The organism is Candidatus Nitrotoga sp. AM1P (assembly GCF_013168275.1).
Classification (GTDB): domain Bacteria; phylum Pseudomonadota; class Gammaproteobacteria; order Burkholderiales; family Gallionellaceae; genus Nitrotoga.
Window position 1 is genome coordinate 2,815,839 of record NZ_AP019547.1, and the last position, 15,200, is coordinate 2,831,038.

At 49.8% G+C, this 15,200-nt stretch carries 17 protein-coding genes and 2 tRNA genes; 9 read left to right on the forward strand and 10 right to left on the reverse strand.

Annotation, left to right across the window (positions count from 1 at the left end; genetic code table 11):
* Positions 1 to 18: 18 nt before the first annotated feature.
* From tolB to W01_RS12855, 9 genes are all read left to right on the forward strand, one after another.
* Positions 19 to 1,278, forward strand: coding sequence for a Tol-Pal system beta propeller repeat protein TolB (gene tolB, locus W01_RS12815; RefSeq protein ID WP_242006968.1), 1,260 nt, complete (start codon positions 19 to 21; stop codon positions 1,276 to 1,278).
* A gap of 31 nt (positions 1,279 to 1,309) precedes the next feature.
* Positions 1,310 to 2,824, forward strand: a complete 1,515-nt coding sequence (locus W01_RS12820; protein WP_173055303.1) for an OmpA family protein — start codon at positions 1,310 to 1,312, stop codon at positions 2,822 to 2,824.
* 7 nt (positions 2,825 to 2,831) lie between these two features.
* Positions 2,832 to 5,261 (forward strand): tol-pal system protein YbgF, encoded by a 2,430-nt coding sequence (gene ybgF, locus W01_RS12825; RefSeq protein WP_173055305.1) that lies wholly within the window; start codon positions 2,832 to 2,834, stop codon positions 5,259 to 5,261.
* 184 nt (positions 5,262 to 5,445) lie between these two features.
* Positions 5,446 to 6,090 carry an OmpA family protein gene (locus W01_RS13960; protein WP_242006969.1) on the forward strand — a complete coding sequence of 215 codons (645 nt, stop codon included), beginning with the start codon at positions 5,446 to 5,448 and terminating at the stop codon, positions 6,088 to 6,090.
* Between the two features lie 6 nt (positions 6,091 to 6,096).
* A complete protein-coding gene (locus tag W01_RS12835) occupies positions 6,097 to 6,513 on the forward strand; it encodes a YbgF trimerization domain-containing protein (protein ID WP_173055307.1) in 417 nt (138 codons plus the stop codon).
* A 35-nt stretch (positions 6,514 to 6,548) separates the two neighbouring features.
* A complete protein-coding gene (gene queE, locus W01_RS12840) occupies positions 6,549 to 7,208 on the forward strand; it encodes a 7-carboxy-7-deazaguanine synthase QueE (protein ID WP_173055309.1) in 660 nt (219 codons plus the stop codon).
* Positions 7,205 to 7,882, forward strand: coding sequence for a 7-cyano-7-deazaguanine synthase QueC (gene queC, locus W01_RS12845; RefSeq protein WP_173055311.1), 678 nt, complete (start codon positions 7,205 to 7,207; stop codon positions 7,880 to 7,882). Before queE ends, queC begins: the two co-directional genes overlap by 4 nt.
* Before the next feature lie 62 nt (positions 7,883 to 7,944).
* Positions 7,945 to 8,020 (forward strand) — tRNA-Lys (locus W01_RS12850).
* Positions 8,021 to 8,079: 59 nt separating this feature from the next.
* Positions 8,080 to 8,155: transfer RNA gene (locus W01_RS12855), tRNA-Thr, on the forward strand.
* Positions 8,156 to 8,354: 199 nt separating this feature from the next.
* On the opposite strand, the gene W01_RS12860 is transcribed toward W01_RS12855, so the two are convergent.
* The 10 genes from W01_RS12860 to W01_RS12905 form a co-directional block, all read right to left on the reverse strand.
* The gene (locus W01_RS12860) at positions 8,355 to 8,615 is read right to left on the reverse strand and encodes a hypothetical protein (RefSeq protein ID WP_173055313.1); all 261 of its coding nucleotides are present in this window, start codon (positions 8,613 to 8,615) and stop codon (positions 8,355 to 8,357) included.
* A gap of 19 nt (positions 8,616 to 8,634) precedes the next feature.
* The gene (locus W01_RS12865; RefSeq protein WP_198421295.1) at positions 8,635 to 8,946 is read right to left on the reverse strand and encodes an HGGxSTG domain-containing protein; all 312 of its coding nucleotides are present in this window, start codon (positions 8,944 to 8,946) and stop codon (positions 8,635 to 8,637) included.
* Positions 8,943 to 9,203 carry a hypothetical protein gene (locus W01_RS12870; RefSeq protein WP_173055315.1) on the reverse strand — a complete coding sequence of 87 codons (261 nt, stop codon included), beginning with the start codon at positions 9,201 to 9,203 and terminating at the stop codon, positions 8,943 to 8,945. The genes W01_RS12865 and W01_RS12870 overlap by 4 nt, the downstream gene beginning before the upstream one ends.
* 20 nt (positions 9,204 to 9,223) lie before the next feature.
* Positions 9,224 to 9,733, reverse strand: coding sequence for a hypothetical protein (locus W01_RS12875; protein WP_173055317.1), 510 nt, complete (start codon positions 9,731 to 9,733; stop codon positions 9,224 to 9,226).
* 18 nt (positions 9,734 to 9,751) lie between these two features.
* The gene (locus W01_RS12880) at positions 9,752 to 10,837 is read right to left on the reverse strand and encodes a plasmid recombination protein (protein WP_173055319.1); all 1,086 of its coding nucleotides are present in this window, start codon (positions 10,835 to 10,837) and stop codon (positions 9,752 to 9,754) included.
* A 97-nt stretch (positions 10,838 to 10,934) separates the two neighbouring features.
* Entirely contained in the window at positions 10,935 to 11,294 is a 360-nt protein-coding gene (locus tag W01_RS12885) for a hypothetical protein (protein ID WP_198421296.1), read from the reverse strand.
* A gap of 358 nt (positions 11,295 to 11,652) precedes the next feature.
* Positions 11,653 to 12,726 (reverse strand): hypothetical protein, encoded by a 1,074-nt coding sequence (locus W01_RS12890; protein WP_173051642.1) that lies wholly within the window; start codon positions 12,724 to 12,726, stop codon positions 11,653 to 11,655.
* An 11-nt stretch (positions 12,727 to 12,737) separates the two neighbouring features.
* The gene (locus tag W01_RS12895; protein ID WP_173055321.1) at positions 12,738 to 13,040 is read right to left on the reverse strand and encodes an addiction module antidote protein; all 303 of its coding nucleotides are present in this window, start codon (positions 13,038 to 13,040) and stop codon (positions 12,738 to 12,740) included.
* Positions 13,037 to 13,363, reverse strand: a complete 327-nt coding sequence (locus W01_RS12900; protein WP_173055323.1) for a type II toxin-antitoxin system RelE/ParE family toxin — start codon at positions 13,361 to 13,363, stop codon at positions 13,037 to 13,039. Before W01_RS12900 ends, W01_RS12895 begins: the two co-directional genes overlap by 4 nt.
* A 31-nt stretch (positions 13,364 to 13,394) precedes the next feature.
* Positions 13,395 to 14,762, reverse strand: coding sequence for a tyrosine-type recombinase/integrase (locus W01_RS12905; protein WP_173055325.1), 1,368 nt, complete (start codon positions 14,760 to 14,762; stop codon positions 13,395 to 13,397).
* Between the last annotated feature and the right edge of the window lie 438 nt (positions 14,763 to 15,200).

A 15,200-nucleotide genomic window follows, 5' to 3' on the forward strand; every position in this document is an offset into this window, starting at 1 on the left:
TTTATGAGAGGAGTGAAAATGTTACGACATTGGATTTTGTTGGTTTTGCTTTGTGCCGCTCTACCCGCTCGTGCTGCACTGACCATTGATATTGTAGGGGCAGGAGAACGCCAGATTCCGGTAGCCATTGTGCCATTTGCCAACGAAAACAAGCTCGCTCAGAGCATTACTGAAGTAGTATCCCTTGACTTGAAGCGCAGTGGATTGTTCCGGTTGGTTAATCCGACAAGCAAAACACCCCATGAGCCATCCGAGGTTGTATATGCCGACTGGCGTGGTGTGGAAGCTCTAGCCATTGGTAGTGTGGAGACACAGCAAGATGGTCGGGTCACGGTTAAATTCCGTTTGCTTGATGCAGTTAAGCAAACCGAGTTGTTTGGTCAAGCTGTAACCGCCAAAGGTGATCAAATGCGTGCCATCGGTCATCGCATTGCCGACCTGATATATGAAAAGCTCACGGGTAATCCTGGGGTATTCAGTACGCGTATCGCGTATGTAAATCGGCAAGGTAAGAATAACCGCCTGGTAGTGGCGGACAGCGATGGTTATAACGATCGAGTTGTACTGTCGATCAATGAGCCTATTATGTCGCCAGCGTGGTCGCCGGACGGTAGCCAGCTTACCTATGTAACATTAGAGCAGGGTCATGCGGTTGTATATGTACAGTCGTTAGTGACTAATCAACGAACGGTGCTTTCTAATGCACGGGGAAGTAATAGCGCCCCTGTATGGGCGCCGGATGGCAAGCACCTCGCCGTCGTGCTGACGCGTGATGGTAGTCCGCAGATATATCTGGTTCGTCCGGATGGAACCGATTTGCGTCGGCTCACGTTTAGTGGTGCGATCGATACAGAGCCTAGCTTTTCTCCGGATGGACAGCATCTGTTGTTTACATCTGATCGTGGAGGTAGCGCGCAAATTTACAGGATGCCAGTGGAGGGGAAGACTGCCGAGCGGCTGACTTTTGAGGGTGGCAATAATTTCTCGCCTCGATATAGTCCGGATGGCAAGAGTTTTGTTTTTGCGCATCAAAGTAATGGGCGATTTAATATTGCTGTTCAGGATTTTCAGACTAGGCAAATGCAATTGTTGACTGAAGGTGGATGGGAAAAGCGCCCCAGTTTTTCACCCAACGGAAAGCTGATCCTGTTTGCAACTGAGGCGCAGGGCCGTGGTATACTTGCAATCGTTTCCAGCGATGGCAGGGTTAAGCAAAAGTTGTCCTCACAGGCAGGCGATGTTCGTGAGCCGACGTGGGGGCCTTTTTTGAAGCAGTAATAATTATTTAATTAGGGATAAGGATTAGAGGATGAAAAACATAGTGATTGGAGTATTGTTGGCGAGCCTATTAGTTGCTTGTGCCAGCGACGAGCCGCCTGTGGGTGACCTCAAAAAGAGGGGGCGGGCAGCTAATGCGCCCTTGTCAGCAGCGGTAGATTCTGCTCCGGGTGCCTCTGTGGCGGTTGATGCCTTGAATGATCGAAACAGTGCGTCTCAAACTTCTAATTTAGCTTCTATTTCTAATGGGGCGGCAGCTGAAGAGGCAGCGGCAAAGGTTGTAGCTGAAGAGGCAGCCTTGGCAGAGGCTCATGCTGTTGAGGTTCGAAATGCTGAACTGGAAGCTGCTAAAGCATCTGCAGCAAAGGCTGCGGCTGAGGAGGCAGCCTTGGCAGAGGCTCGTGCTGCTGAGGTTCAAAATGCCGCGCTGGAAGCTGCTAAAGCATCTGCAGCAAAGGCTGCGGCTGAGGAGGCAGCCTTGGCAGAGGCTCGTGCTGCTGAGGTTCAAAATGCCGCGCTGGAAGCTGCCAAAGCAGCTGCTGCAAAGGCCGCTGAAGAGGCTGCATTGCTAGCAGCGGCTCATGCTGCAGAGGTGCAAAGTGCTGCGCTGGAAGCCGCCAAGGCGGCTGCAGCGCAGGCAGCTGCAGAGGCGGCAGAGGTACACGGTGCTGCACTGGAAGCAGCTAAGGCGGTTGCAGCGCAGGCAGCTGCTGATGCGGCAGCTGCACGTGAAGCTGCTAGTGTGGCCGCGGAGCGGGATGCGGCTAATGCAGCCAAGCTTGCGGCGGAACTTGAAGCAGCCAAGGCGTCTGCTGCACAGGCAGCTGCTGATGCGGCAGCTGCACGTGAAGCTGCTAGTGTGGCCGCGGAGCGGGATGCGGCTAATGCAGCCAAGCTTGCGGCGGAACTTGAAGCAGCCAAGGCGTCTGCTGCACAGGCAGCTGCTGATGCGGCAGCTGCACGTGAAGCTGCTAGTGCGGCGGCTGCGCGAGAAACGGCTAATACAGCCAAGGCTGCGGCGGAACTTGAAGCCACCAAGAAGGCGTCTGCTGCACAGGCAGCTGCTGATGTGGCAGCGGCACGCGAAGCGGCTAATGCGGCTGCTGCGCAGAATGCTGCTAAGGCCAATGCTGCACGAGATGCTGCTAAGGCGGCTGCAGCGCGGGAAGCGGCGGTCGCTGAAGACTCTCTCAATATCCCGAGCAGCTTGCTGGCTAAGCGCAGTATCTTTTATCCAAACGATATTGATGCCGTACCAGAACAGGATAAACGCACTGTGCAAGCTCATGCCAAGTATTTAGCTGAACATCAAAATCGATCAGTGCGTCTGGAAGGTCATGCCGATGAGCGAGGAAGTAGTGAATACAATTTGGCCTTGGGTCAACGTCGTGCCGATGGTGTGAAGAAGATGTTGTTAGTGGGTGGTGTTAAAGAAGGCCAGATTGAGTCGATTAGTTATGGTGAAGAAAAGCCAATGTCTACTGCTCATAATGAGGCTGCCTGGTCACAAAATCGTCGCACTGACTTGAACTATGACGTCAAGTAAGTAAGGTATGAAGTTTCAAGTTTTGCTGTTTGCAGGATTGTGTGTTGTGACAGTGCAGGTTCAAGCTGCACTATTCAGCGACGATGAGGCGCACAATCAGATCCGGCAACTGGGGGAGCGCCTTACCACTCTGGAAGGTGCGGGCAAACAGCAAGTTGAAACCATTAAGCAACAATTCCAATTGTTTAATGAGCTGCAAACGCAGATCGATGCCCAAAAAACTGAATTGCGCAAGTTGAATGGACAAAACGAAGAACGTGTTCACAATTTACAGGATACGGAAAAGCGACAGACAAATCTCTATAAGGATCATGAAAAAGAGTTGCTTATTTTGCGCGTTCAATATGAAAAGTTGTTGCACAGTTTTCAGGATGCTGAGAAGCGGCAGGCGGAAGCTAATAAAAAACAGGCCAGCTCTTTACTAGATCAACAAGCGCTGAAGTTACGCATTTCTCAGTTAGAAGAAAGCAGTAAACAACAGGTCGAAATCATAAAACAGCTGGAGATTTTGAAACAACATGTTAGTACTATGCTAGATCAGCAGACGCAGCTGAAGGCGCATATTACTCAGATAGAAGAAAGGAGTAAGCAACAGGCTGAAACCAGTCAAAAGCAAGTCGAAATATACAAACAACAAACTGGTTCTTTTTTCGGTCAGCAAACGCAGCTTACTGAACGTGTTTCTCATCTTGAGGAAACGGGCAAGCAACAAATTGAAGCCAGCAAACAACAAGTTAGTTCTTTCCTCAGCCAGCAAGCGCAGCTCAATGAGCGCATTTCTCATCTAGAAGAAACCGCTAAGCAACAAGTCAATTCTTTGTTCGGCCAGCAAACACAGCTCAATGAGCGTATGTCAAATCTGGAAGAAAATGGCAAGCAACAAGTTAATGCCATGCTTGATCAGCAGCAAGCCCAATTCAAAATCCGTATTTCTCAGCTGGAGGAAATCAGCAAGCAACAAATTAATTCCATTGTCGACCAGCAGCAATCAGAGTTTAAGATAAGCACCTCCCAGCTGGAAGAAAGCGGCAAGCAACAAACTCAAGCTATGCTGGATCTCCAAGTACAGATTGACGCTCAAAACGCAGAATTTCGTAAGTTGCAGGGTCTGAATGAAGATTTGGATCATAGGTTACAGGATGCGAATCAACGTCAGAAAGATGTTTATACCGATCTGGATACTCGCATGCGCCATTTTGAAACGGTATCTCCGCTTGAACTACAAAAGCAGATTCAGGTTCTGAACGAAGAATTGCCTAAGTTACGCAGTCATAACGAAGAAATATTAACGCGTAGCTTACAGGATATGGAAAAGCGGCAGGTAGAGGCTAACAAGCAACAAATCAGTTCCATACATGATTTACAAGGAAATATTGAGGCACAGAACGCAGAGTTACGCAGTCAGAATGAAGAGCTGATGCACAATTTGCAGGAAATAGAAAAAAAACAGAGAAGTTTCAACAGTGATTTAAATAACCGCTTGCGCCATGTTGAAACGGTAGCAGTTTTTGATCTGAAAAAAAAGATTGGAACCCAAGATGATGAAGCAAACATGTTACGAGATCAGAACGAAGAGTTGTTGCATAACATGCAGGAAGTGGAGAAGCGGCACGCAGAAATTAGCAAGCAACAAACCAGTTCTATACACAAGTTGCAAGTGCAGGTTGATTCACTGAACATAGAATTACACAAGTTGGGTAGCCAGAATGAAGATTTACTGCGCAACTTGCAAGAATCGAAACAGCGGCAGGCAGAAGCCAACAAGCAACAAACTAATTCAATGCTTGACCTGCAAACGAAGATTGATGACGCTCAAAATACTGAGTTGCGCAGGTTGCGCAGCCAGAATGAAGATCTCTTGCGTAACTTGCAGGATGCGGAGAAACGGCAGAAAGATTTCTATATTGATATGGATGCCAGTCTGCGTCATTTTGAATCGATAGTTGCTGGGACATCATCAGCGCCATCTGCTTCTCAGTCTGTCAAAGTGGTTGGAAATGCACCTCCATCATCTTCGTTTATCAAGGCTACTAATGGAAATGCCTTGGAAACAGATACGATCAATATGGAAAATCGTGCTTATGAGTTAGCACATGGCCATGTTAAAGTCGGTAACCATCAGACTGCTATTAATGCTTTCCAGGAATTTCTAAAAAAATATCCTGAATCGAAACACGTGGCTAATATCCACTATGAAATGGGTAATACCTATTTTGCGTTAAAAGATTACAAGAATGCATTGGACAGTTATCAGCTGTTGGTGAGCAAGTATTCATCCAGTCCTAATGTGCCAGATGCTATGTTAAGTATTGCTGATAGTCAGTATCAACTGAAGGCTATGGTTAGTGCCAAGAAAACACTCAATCAAATAATCGTTAAATACCCCGGAAGTAAAATAGCTGATCAGGCCAAGAAACGTCTCGATACCCTCAAGTAAGTGCGTCCTTGTCCGATATTTCGCAAGAAGTGCGTCTGTATCTTGGGTATTTTGTCAGTTTGCGTGTGAGCGTAATCGTATGTTAGCGGTAACAGGATTAATAAGAGATGCCCTGAAAATCAAAGATGTATGCGGCTAACGTTAGGACTTTTTTAAAAGTAGCAACTTTGCGAGAGCTGATATTATGAATACAATAAAAATTTTTAAAAAATTAGTGATGGGCGTATTGTTAATACACTTCCTAGTTGCTTGCGCTAAACCTCCTGGAGCGGGTATAAAAAAAGACGGTAATAATGATGCATCCATGGATGCAACCTCTCTTCCTGATGCATCAGTAATTGCTGGCGATCATCCACTTACAAGTGCTTCCGGTGTGACAATTTACCCTGGCTCTGGCTCTGGCTCTGGCTCTGGCTCTGGCTCTGGCTCTGGCTCTGGCTCTGGCTCTGCTGAATCTGGAGCGAATGATCCCTTTAATAATCCGAACAGCTTACTGGCTAAGCGTGTTATTTATTATCCAACCGATGTAGATACCATATCAGAGCAAGATAAGCCCATTGTGCAAGCACATGCTGAATACCTAGCCGAGCATCCAAGCCGTACAGTGCGTTTGGAAGGAAATTCGGATGAGCGTGGGAGTAGTGAATACAATTTGGCTTTGGGGCAGCGTCGCGCTGATGGGGTAAAAAAGAGATTGCTAATGGGTGGTGCTAGAGAAGGTCAGATTGAATCAGTCAGTTATGGCGAGGAAAAACCTAATGGTAAAACACATGACGAGTCGTCTTGGTCTCAAAATCGCCGTACTGATTTGAATTACACGTCAAAGTAGGTTGGCATGAAACTTCACGTTGCACTATTTGTTGGATGGAGTACCGTTGCAGCATGCTCTGCACATGCTGCTTTTTTTACCGATGAAGAAGCACATAATCAAATCCGGCAACTCAAAGAACGCGTTTTCAATCTGGAGGGTAGCGGCAAGCAGCAAACTGAAACAATCAAGCAGCAAGCTGATACTATAAAACAACAGATTGAGATTCGTAAGCAGCAAACCCGTGAGATATTTGATCTTCAAGCGCAGATCGAGACTCAGAAAGATGAATTGCGCAGGTTGCGTGGGCAGGACGAGGTGCTAGCGCATAGCCTGCAAGAAACAGAGAAGCGGCAGAGAGATTCTTATATTGATTTGGATACTCGCTTGCGACGTTTAGATAAGCTTGAAGCAGCCGTGCCGCCCCGACCAATAAAGCCATGAAACGGCTGTCGAAATATTAAATAGAGCAGATTTTCATGATTACGTGCTCCGTCAGCGAGCAGTTGCGCATCACTGAAATTTTTTATTCCTTACAAGGCGAAACGAGCCGTGTTGGCCTTCCCACTGTTTTCGTGCGCCTGACGGGCTGCCCGCTACGTTGCTCATACTGTGATACTGCTTACGCTTTTAGCGGCGGACAGAATATGACAGTTGTGGAAATACTCACTGCCGTGGCACGGCATCCTACGCGCTATGTTACGGTTACTGGGGGTGAGCCGCTGGCGCAGAAAAATTCCTTGCCTTTGCTAAGTGCCTTGTGTGATGCAGGTTACGAGGTGTCGCTGGAAACAAGCGGGGCGCTGGATGTGTCTAGTGTCGATGTGCGTGTGATGAAGGTTCTAGACATTAAGACCCCAGCATCTGGCGAAGTGAAAAAGAACTTGTGGAGCAATCTTACTGTGTTGCATGCACACGACGAAATCAAATTTGTCCTATGCGATGAGTCTGATTATATATGGGCCAAGCAAGTGTTGCGAGAACATGATCTGGCTGGCAAATGCACCGTATTATTTTCGCCCGCACAAGATCAATTGTCACCTACAGTGCTGGCCGATTGGATTCTGCGTGATAGCTTGACGGTGCGCCTGCAAGTACAATTGCACAAGTTATTGTGGGGCGGTCAGCAGGGAAAATGAAGAATGCAGTAGTATTGTTGTCAGGCGGCTTGGATTCAGCTACTGTGATGGCCATGGCAAAACAGCAGGGCTATATTTGCCATGCGTTGAGTGTGGACTATGGGCAGCGCCATTATGCTGAACTTGCTGCAGCAAAGCGTGTGGCACAGGCACTGGGTGCGATTGAACAGAGAGTGATCAGCGTTGACTTGACTGGATTTGGTGGTTCTGCCTTGACAGATTCGCGCATTGCAGTGCCGGAACAGACAACAACAGGCATTCCGCTGACCTATGTACCAGCGCGCAACACCATCATGCTATCACTCGCCTTGGCTTGGGCGGAAGTATTGCAAGTGCAGGACATATTTATTGGAGTGAACGCAGTTGATTTTTCTGGCTATCCCGACTGTCGTCCAGAATATATAGCTGCCTTCGAAAGCATGGCAAATCTCGCCACCAAGGCAGCGGTAGAGGGTAAATATTTGACATTGCACGCGCCTTTACTGCGTCTATCCAAGGCCGACATAGTTAAATTAGGTACGAGACTTGGTGTGGATTACAGCCTGACAGTGTCCTGCTACCAAGCAGATTCGGATGGTCGTGCATGTGCTTTGTGTGATTCTTGCCAACTGCGCCGGGCTGGTTTCAAGACTGCTGGAATAATTGATCCGACACGCTATTGCATTGCAGGATGATGCATCCTGTCGCGTTGACAGGGCAGGTAAAGTCCGTATAATGCGCCCTTCTTTAGGGATATGGGTCGTTAGCTCAGCCGGTAGAGCAGCGGACTTTTAATCCGTTGGTCGCCAGTTCGAATCTGGCACGACCTACCAGTTTTAGTGTACGGTTCAGTTGAATTAGAACATCTGAATGGCACACCAATAGTTTTATCGCCGCTTTAGCTCAGTTGGTAGAGCAACCGCCTTGTAAGCGGTAGGTCGTCAGTTCGAATCCGACAAGCGGCACCAGTATCCATGAGGCTTGCAGCGGTGCAGGCCTTTTTCGTTCCCAGTTAACTTTGCGTCATGTCACCAGTATGTCACCACACTTTTTCAATACGGCCAGTTTTGGGGTATCACTTACCACGTCCCACAGAAATAATCGCCGGAATATCTCTAGCGGTGGCCGGTCATGGACAGGAGGGGAAATGTGGTGGGGGTCGTAACATCAAGACTGGATATGAAGGCAGCGCGTATCACTGGCACACTTCCGCAAAACGTCAACTTCGCGGTCAACGACCAACATAGCAGAGGAAGCGCGCAAATGGACGGTGCTGCTACAGTGCTGGAAATAATCCGCCACACCTCCACTGCGCATCGAAGGGCATGGCACCCATACTCGCCCACCTGCACTTGCTACCTTGTAGTCGTAATGTGTGTGTGCGTAGTTGTCACACCCTTGCGGTAACCTTGCTGTATCGCATGGCATTCATAACTCGCCCACACGCCTATGCGTACATGTTAGACAACCACTTGGCGTGTCCTGCCTGCATTGCCGCAATTGCCTTGGCCTTGCCTTCCGGTGTCCTTGCTCCAGTGGATAGCCCGCCGTGAAACTTGCACTTCCCGCCACGGTGTAGCTCTTTGCTTCGGCATCGTTCCCCGGTCTTTTTCCGTGCGCCACAAACACGTTTCGGATGGTAGCGGTTGCGGTCTATCTCATGCCATTGCCTGCCATGCTCAAACACGGCGAAGCTAACACCCTTGGCTTTCATTTCGTCATAGGCCAGCTTGTATTTCTCGTGGAAGCTCGCAGTCATAATGCACCCGTGCGTAGTTGTCGGAATACGCCCGGTTGATGCTTGCCAGGCGCGCTATCAGCATGCCCCATCAGCGCATCCAATCCGTTCCCGCCGTCCGTGGCAATCTGGGCAAGATACCGCGCCACATCATCCTTGCTTTTGCCCTCTTTTAGCATTGCCCGGCACTTGGTATCGAGCGCGTACTTAATCCGCACCGCATGCACCTGTGCCAGATAATGTGCAGCTTTGTTAATTTCACTCTTGAGATTGTTCATGCGCTCCCCCCTTCGTTATGTCAAAATAATTCAGTGTTGCCGCGTTCAGGATGCACGCTATCGCTTTTAACTCCATTCGGCAGGCATCCATCACCCAAGGGCAGCAAAGACGCTTTCAGAGGGCTTGCAGTAGCATTGCTCGGCGTATTACTCGGCGCATTGTTTGAAGTCTCGGGGAAGTCAGCGCAAAACTCGCTCGATACGTCTATGCTCGCCGTCAGCCATGCGCCAAACTCAAAAGCATCACCGCATCGTTTGTACATATCTGACGGCAAGGCTGCATGGCATTCTTCAAAACGGTCACGCACCCACAGCAAACGACGCTCAAGAGTGGCGATTCTTTCCATTGCCCAGTTCGGTTGCGTTTGGATTCGTTCAGGTACGTTTGGAGATAAGCTGTCAGCGATGTAGACAGCTTGCGCCGGGTGTAGGTCAAGAATTGCGGACTCACCGCAGTAGTCGCGCTGCTCTAGGCGGATGGTTCCGTCATCCAACGTCTCAATGTTCAAGTCGTAAAATTGTTCTTTCATAATTTTCCCTTTCATGTGTTAGCTTTTGTTAATGCTGCTAGTTCCCGCAGCACGTCCAGGCAATCGCGTGCCTTGTATCGCTTCGCGCACCCGTTCAATTTCCGCCGACTTCATTTTCTGTTTGGCTGGCAGTTTGATGAATTCACCCTGGACTTCATCCCAATAATCGGCGGCCTGTTCTGATTCGCGCTCCCTGATATATCTATCCTGATAGCTCGAATGCAATGGTTCGGCAGGTGAAATAAGTTGAATGGATTTCCCGAAGCCTACACAGGATAGGCTTTGCTTTTTTTCGTCACTGATTACGGCGTCAAACCCTATAGGCTTCTTCATGTTAAACCCTATAGGTTTTTCAGGTTTGCTTTGCGTCATTATTGCGGCGAATGTTTTATGCTTGGACTGCTTGCGCGGCATGGTCAATTTCAATGCCTGAAGAAGCGGCTCGGGGTTATATGCAATGCAGTCGCGCAACAAACCCATTACACTGTCATTCAGCCCGCATTGATTAACTTTGAGTGCAGTCATCACCATATCGGCAGCCTCACGTCTTACGACTGCGCTATGCCGCTTTGGTGTGGCCTGTCTTGCCAACCCATGGACTTGTCCAACTTGAACGTGGAAGGCGGCATGTAGAGCTTGTAGCGTGGCTCTATTGCCAAACAAACCTGAGCCAATCATGCGAGCGTTAACTAACGGCAGCAAGAGTACATGGCAATGCGGTGCTGATTCGTCGAGGTGAACAGTCGCGCTCAGAATCGGCACTTGAAAATAGCGTTTTGCCCATGCAACGCAATCAGGAAAAAACACACTTTGCTCGATTACTGACTGCGGCGGAAGGCTGAAAATAATCTCAAGGCAACGAACCGCATCCTTGCGCAGCGGTTTCACCCCTGCATCATCCATTAAGGCTTGCGCAAGGCTCGCCACGTCTGAGGCACTGTTCGCCCCTTGAATAACATAGTTCAGTTTTGTGCGAAACGGGTCTATGTTGCTACCTGCCCCACGCTCGGCCTGAATCTCTCGCAAATTGTGACGGGCAGCGGTTGCGATAATGCCGACACCCTTCAACTTCTTGATGCGCAACATTTGTGAATGTTCAATCATGCGTACCTCCAAAGCAGTATGCACAGCAGCCAGGCTAATAGTACAAAGTCAGGATGCACCAGTCCCAGGATGCGGCTTATCAGGATAACGGCGCGGTTCATGCTTTGCCCCTTGCATCCCGGAGACGAAGCCATGCTGTGAGTTTACGGCGGTCGGCATCCGTTAAATGATAAACGCCGAACCGGATAGGATAGCCATCGCGGTCGATTGCGAGCACACGGTCGCACGGAAACTGCAAGCCACGGCGGCGTAACTCTGCGATTAACTCCGGGCCGTTTGAAGCGCCTGCAATGCGGTCTATTTCCTCGCGTTTTCTTGAGCGAACCAGTGCAGAAATAATCACGCGCAAATGTCTCGGGTTATCGGTACCAGCGAATTTATCGGCTGCTTTTGCTGTACAATCCTCGGTGTCGCCAAGGTCTAATTCTGCAAATACTGGGAGTTGGGCTTTTTTCATTATTGGCCTCCGCTCAGCAGGCGTTTAATTTCAGATACAGACCATGCTAATCTTCCGCAAATCCTGATGGGGCGGATGGGGCCGTTTTCTAGGCATGCCCAAGACCGAAGCGTTTGCTCTTTGCGTAATAAATGTCGCGCAGCACACGCTGTTTCTACGTGGCTTCGTGTTTCCTGCTCAATTGGTGTGAAGTTTTGATTTGCGACTGTTTCCATGGTGTAACCTCGTTTGTTATTTACGAGGCTTCACCTTGAGTTACCGCTTTTTTTCACTTCATGCGGCGGTATGATGAATCTAGTATTTATGCGGCTTTGCGGGGAGGTGTCCGGTATCTATCCGGTATGGTGTGGCGGTATGGTTAACGGTCATTGGCGGATGCTTCGCGCCACTCACCAGCCCAATCTTTTAGGCGAACAAAAACGGCATCAAGTTTATTTGGTGTGATTCCTTTGTCGATAAGAGCGACGGCGATTAGCACCGGGTTCCATGTTGCGGGTGTTGTATTATCCCCTTTGCGCCCAAGCGTTACGCGGCATGGTTTAATCCATTCTGGCACATCAGATAAGGCGTTATTCCACCCGCTGCGGCCAAAGTGCAACCCATCGAATGCATTGATAACCTCACCTTTCGATATGCTGCGCTCTACGGTTCCACTCTTCGCGGCGGGTGCGTCAAGCTCCCTGCCAAACTCTTCCCGCTCGTATACCCTCACCTCGGCCAGCGAAACCAGTCCATCCTCAAGCTGGGCGTAGAAAGGGTCATTAGGGGCGGTCGCTTGTGTTAATCCCAGTATCGGGTGAAATGGATTCAGGCGGCTTTCCTGGGTTGCAATGCGGATGCGGTCAGTGGGGGGGATTTCAGTTTGGTTTGCCCATCGGCCTAGCAATGCCCGGCCTGTGATAAATCTTTCGCTCGGTTCAAACTGTGCAACGTCATCAATCTTGAAGTAGAGCTGATAAAGCAATGGCAGATAGTCATGCTCATCGCCGTGATTGCCGAAGAAGAATTGTGGCGGCGGGTTTAATTCTCTTGCATGTAGGTAGGCATAAAGAGAGCGTCGTCTCACGGCTTTTATTTCGTCTTTCTGTATGGGTTTGCCACCATGTTCTTTGCACTTATCCCCACGCTGAAGGACTTCGTTACTGCATCGCTCGCGCTTCTCGTTCAGCTTGGCGCAAACCTGCTTTGGTTCGCTCATCCACATCCATGCGGCCAGCTCTTCCGGCGTTGCGCCCAACCTCTCACGGAGTTGCGCCATAGCCCGTTCGTAGCTGATGTATTCCGATTCTTTTTTCCCACTTCCAGATGGCCTTCCGCGCCCTCGTTTGAATTGTTTTAACTCGGCATCAGTCAGCGGTAAATTGTCAGGGTCGGTCAGTGCGGCAGCGGTAATCTGCGCATCTTCTTCCGGTGTGGGCATTATCAGTGCCATGTTTGATTCCTCTAGCGGTGTACTGACAATTTCAGGCCAGCAGCGTCCACCACGGCCAACAGGGTTTTAATGGTCGGGTTACCCTTCGTGGATAATGCCCGGTAAAGGCTTTCTCTTGGGATGCCAGCACGTTCGGCCACGGCGGTCATGCCTTGCGCTTCAGCGATATGGCGCAGGGCGGCCAGCAGGGCTTCACGGCCTCCGGGCTGGTTGATTTCATCTAGTGCGGCGGAAAGGTATTCATCGGCAAAGGCCGGGTCTTCGTGCAGTAGTTCCACCACAGCGTCACCATGGGGGCGGGATGATTTGCTCATGTCTCGTTTCTCCTCTTCCAGTTCTTCCAATATTCCAATGCCGTTTCAATCTCGGCCTGTTGTTTTCGCTTGTCACCACCGACCAGAATCAAGAGCAGCTTTTCCCCTGTTCTGGCGTAATACACGCGATAGCCCGGCCCGTAGTCGATGCGCAATTCCCAAACGCCCTCGGCAATCGGTTTGCAGTCCCCAAAGTTTCCGGCGGCCATCCGCTGCACTCGCACCACGACACGCGCCCGTGCTTGACGGTCTGCTAGATTAGCCAGCCATTCCTTGAAAGGGTCGCGCCCGTCGTCGGTCAGGTAATCGGAAACTTTAAACATGGCGTGAATTATACGTTACACTCAAACAAATTCAAGCGGTGTTGCTCTTCACCAGTTGCAAACCCGCTTGCACTGGCACAAATTCGATTCCGGCTTGCTCCAATATCCACGCTTCTATTTTGACGTGCCACAGGTGCAGTAAATCCAGTTCCCGCTGTATGTAATGCTTTTCAGCTATTGCGCTGGGTTTATGCCCCATTATCTGCGCAACAATACCGGCAGGAACTTCCACCCATTCGGACAACGTGCCAAAGGAACGACGTAAACCATGCAGGGACAGCGCGGGAAGTGCGGCGGCAGCTAGTGCCTTATTGTGGGGATTGCGCGGCTCTTCAAGCCTTCCTGACTGGGCAGTAAGGCTGGAGAAAACAAACCCATTGCGGCGCGGTAAGGCTGCTATCAGATGTTCCAGATAAGGGGTTAGTGGTATGGTGCGCACCCCTTCCACCTTGTCACGGATAGTCAAACTCTTCCACTGAAAATCTACGTCTTGCCAGCGCAGTGCAGCCAGTTCGTTACGCCTTGCGCCAGTCAGTAGCAAACCTTGAAGATAGGTGCTGATTATTGGATTGCTAATTTTTTTCACGGCTTCAAACCACGGCTTGATTTGTGCTCGGCGTAGGCTGTCATCCTTTTTTGTTTGAGGCGCAGGAATTCTTTTTTTGACTTCATCTGATTGGCATGCTCCGACTTGTACGGCGGCAGCGAATGTTTCATGCTTGGCGCACCATGTCAGGAAGGCGCGAAGGGCGCGGAAGGCTTGGGCGGTAGTGGTGGGAGCCTGCTGTGTTTTTGCATGTAACCATGAAGCCACAGCCTTTGAATCTAAATCGGCAAGGCGCATGGTCATCAATGGAACCAGAATGCCTGGGCTCGTTTTTTCCGGTTCGTTAGGGCGACGGCCACGGGTACGAATTTCACCCCCAGCTTGCACAAAATAAGCATGATGGGCTTTGTGTTTATCGCCCCATTCCGGCTGACCATTTTTTATGGATGAGCTACGGTCAGCTATATAGGCTTGCCATGCCTCGGCCACTGTTACCGATTCGCTTACCTGCTTTTGTGCCAACGCGGTAGCTTTGGCTTCCTTGGCGGCTACTTGTTCGACCTTCACTTGGCGCGGGTCATTGCCGGTGTCTATAACGGTTTGAAGGCGACGGGCTTCGGCTTGGGCTTTTGCAATGCTCCACGCCTTCACGTCACCAATAGTCAGGCGCATGGATTTACCATTAACCTTGGCTTGGAATATGTAGGACCTCGCACCGGCAGCGGTCGCAATAATGCCCAGCCCCTTCACTGTATCGCACCATAGATAAGTTCGCGTTTTATCCTGGGGGCATTGAAGGTTAGTTATGCGCCTGGCTGTCAGCTTTACTTTTTTCGCTTGGACTATTGCCATGATTGCCCGTTTCCATGTCACCAGTATGTCACCACGAATGCAGTATATGTCTGAATACTTATCAACACAACAAACAGGGGGTAAATGATTAACTAATTGAATTACAACAAAACAGGCTGGTTATGGAATGGCAATCAACACGGCGGAATTGGCTAATCATTGGACTTGTAAGCGGTAGGTCGTCAGTTCGAATCCGACAAGCGGCACCAGTATCCATGAGGCTTGCAGCGGTGCAGGCCTTTCTTACATCAAGCGGTTTTTTTCTCTATGTAGGATTGGTGTAGGATTTTCCTGACTGTGCAGCATCACTCACCACGCGCTCTCAAATAAATAACCGTCGTGCTATTTCTAGCACCAGCGGTGGGGTTCATCCTCTCGCGCACGTGCACACATTGCGCTGGTGAGCATAATTCCGTAAGTTTGTTTAAGAAGTTGTAA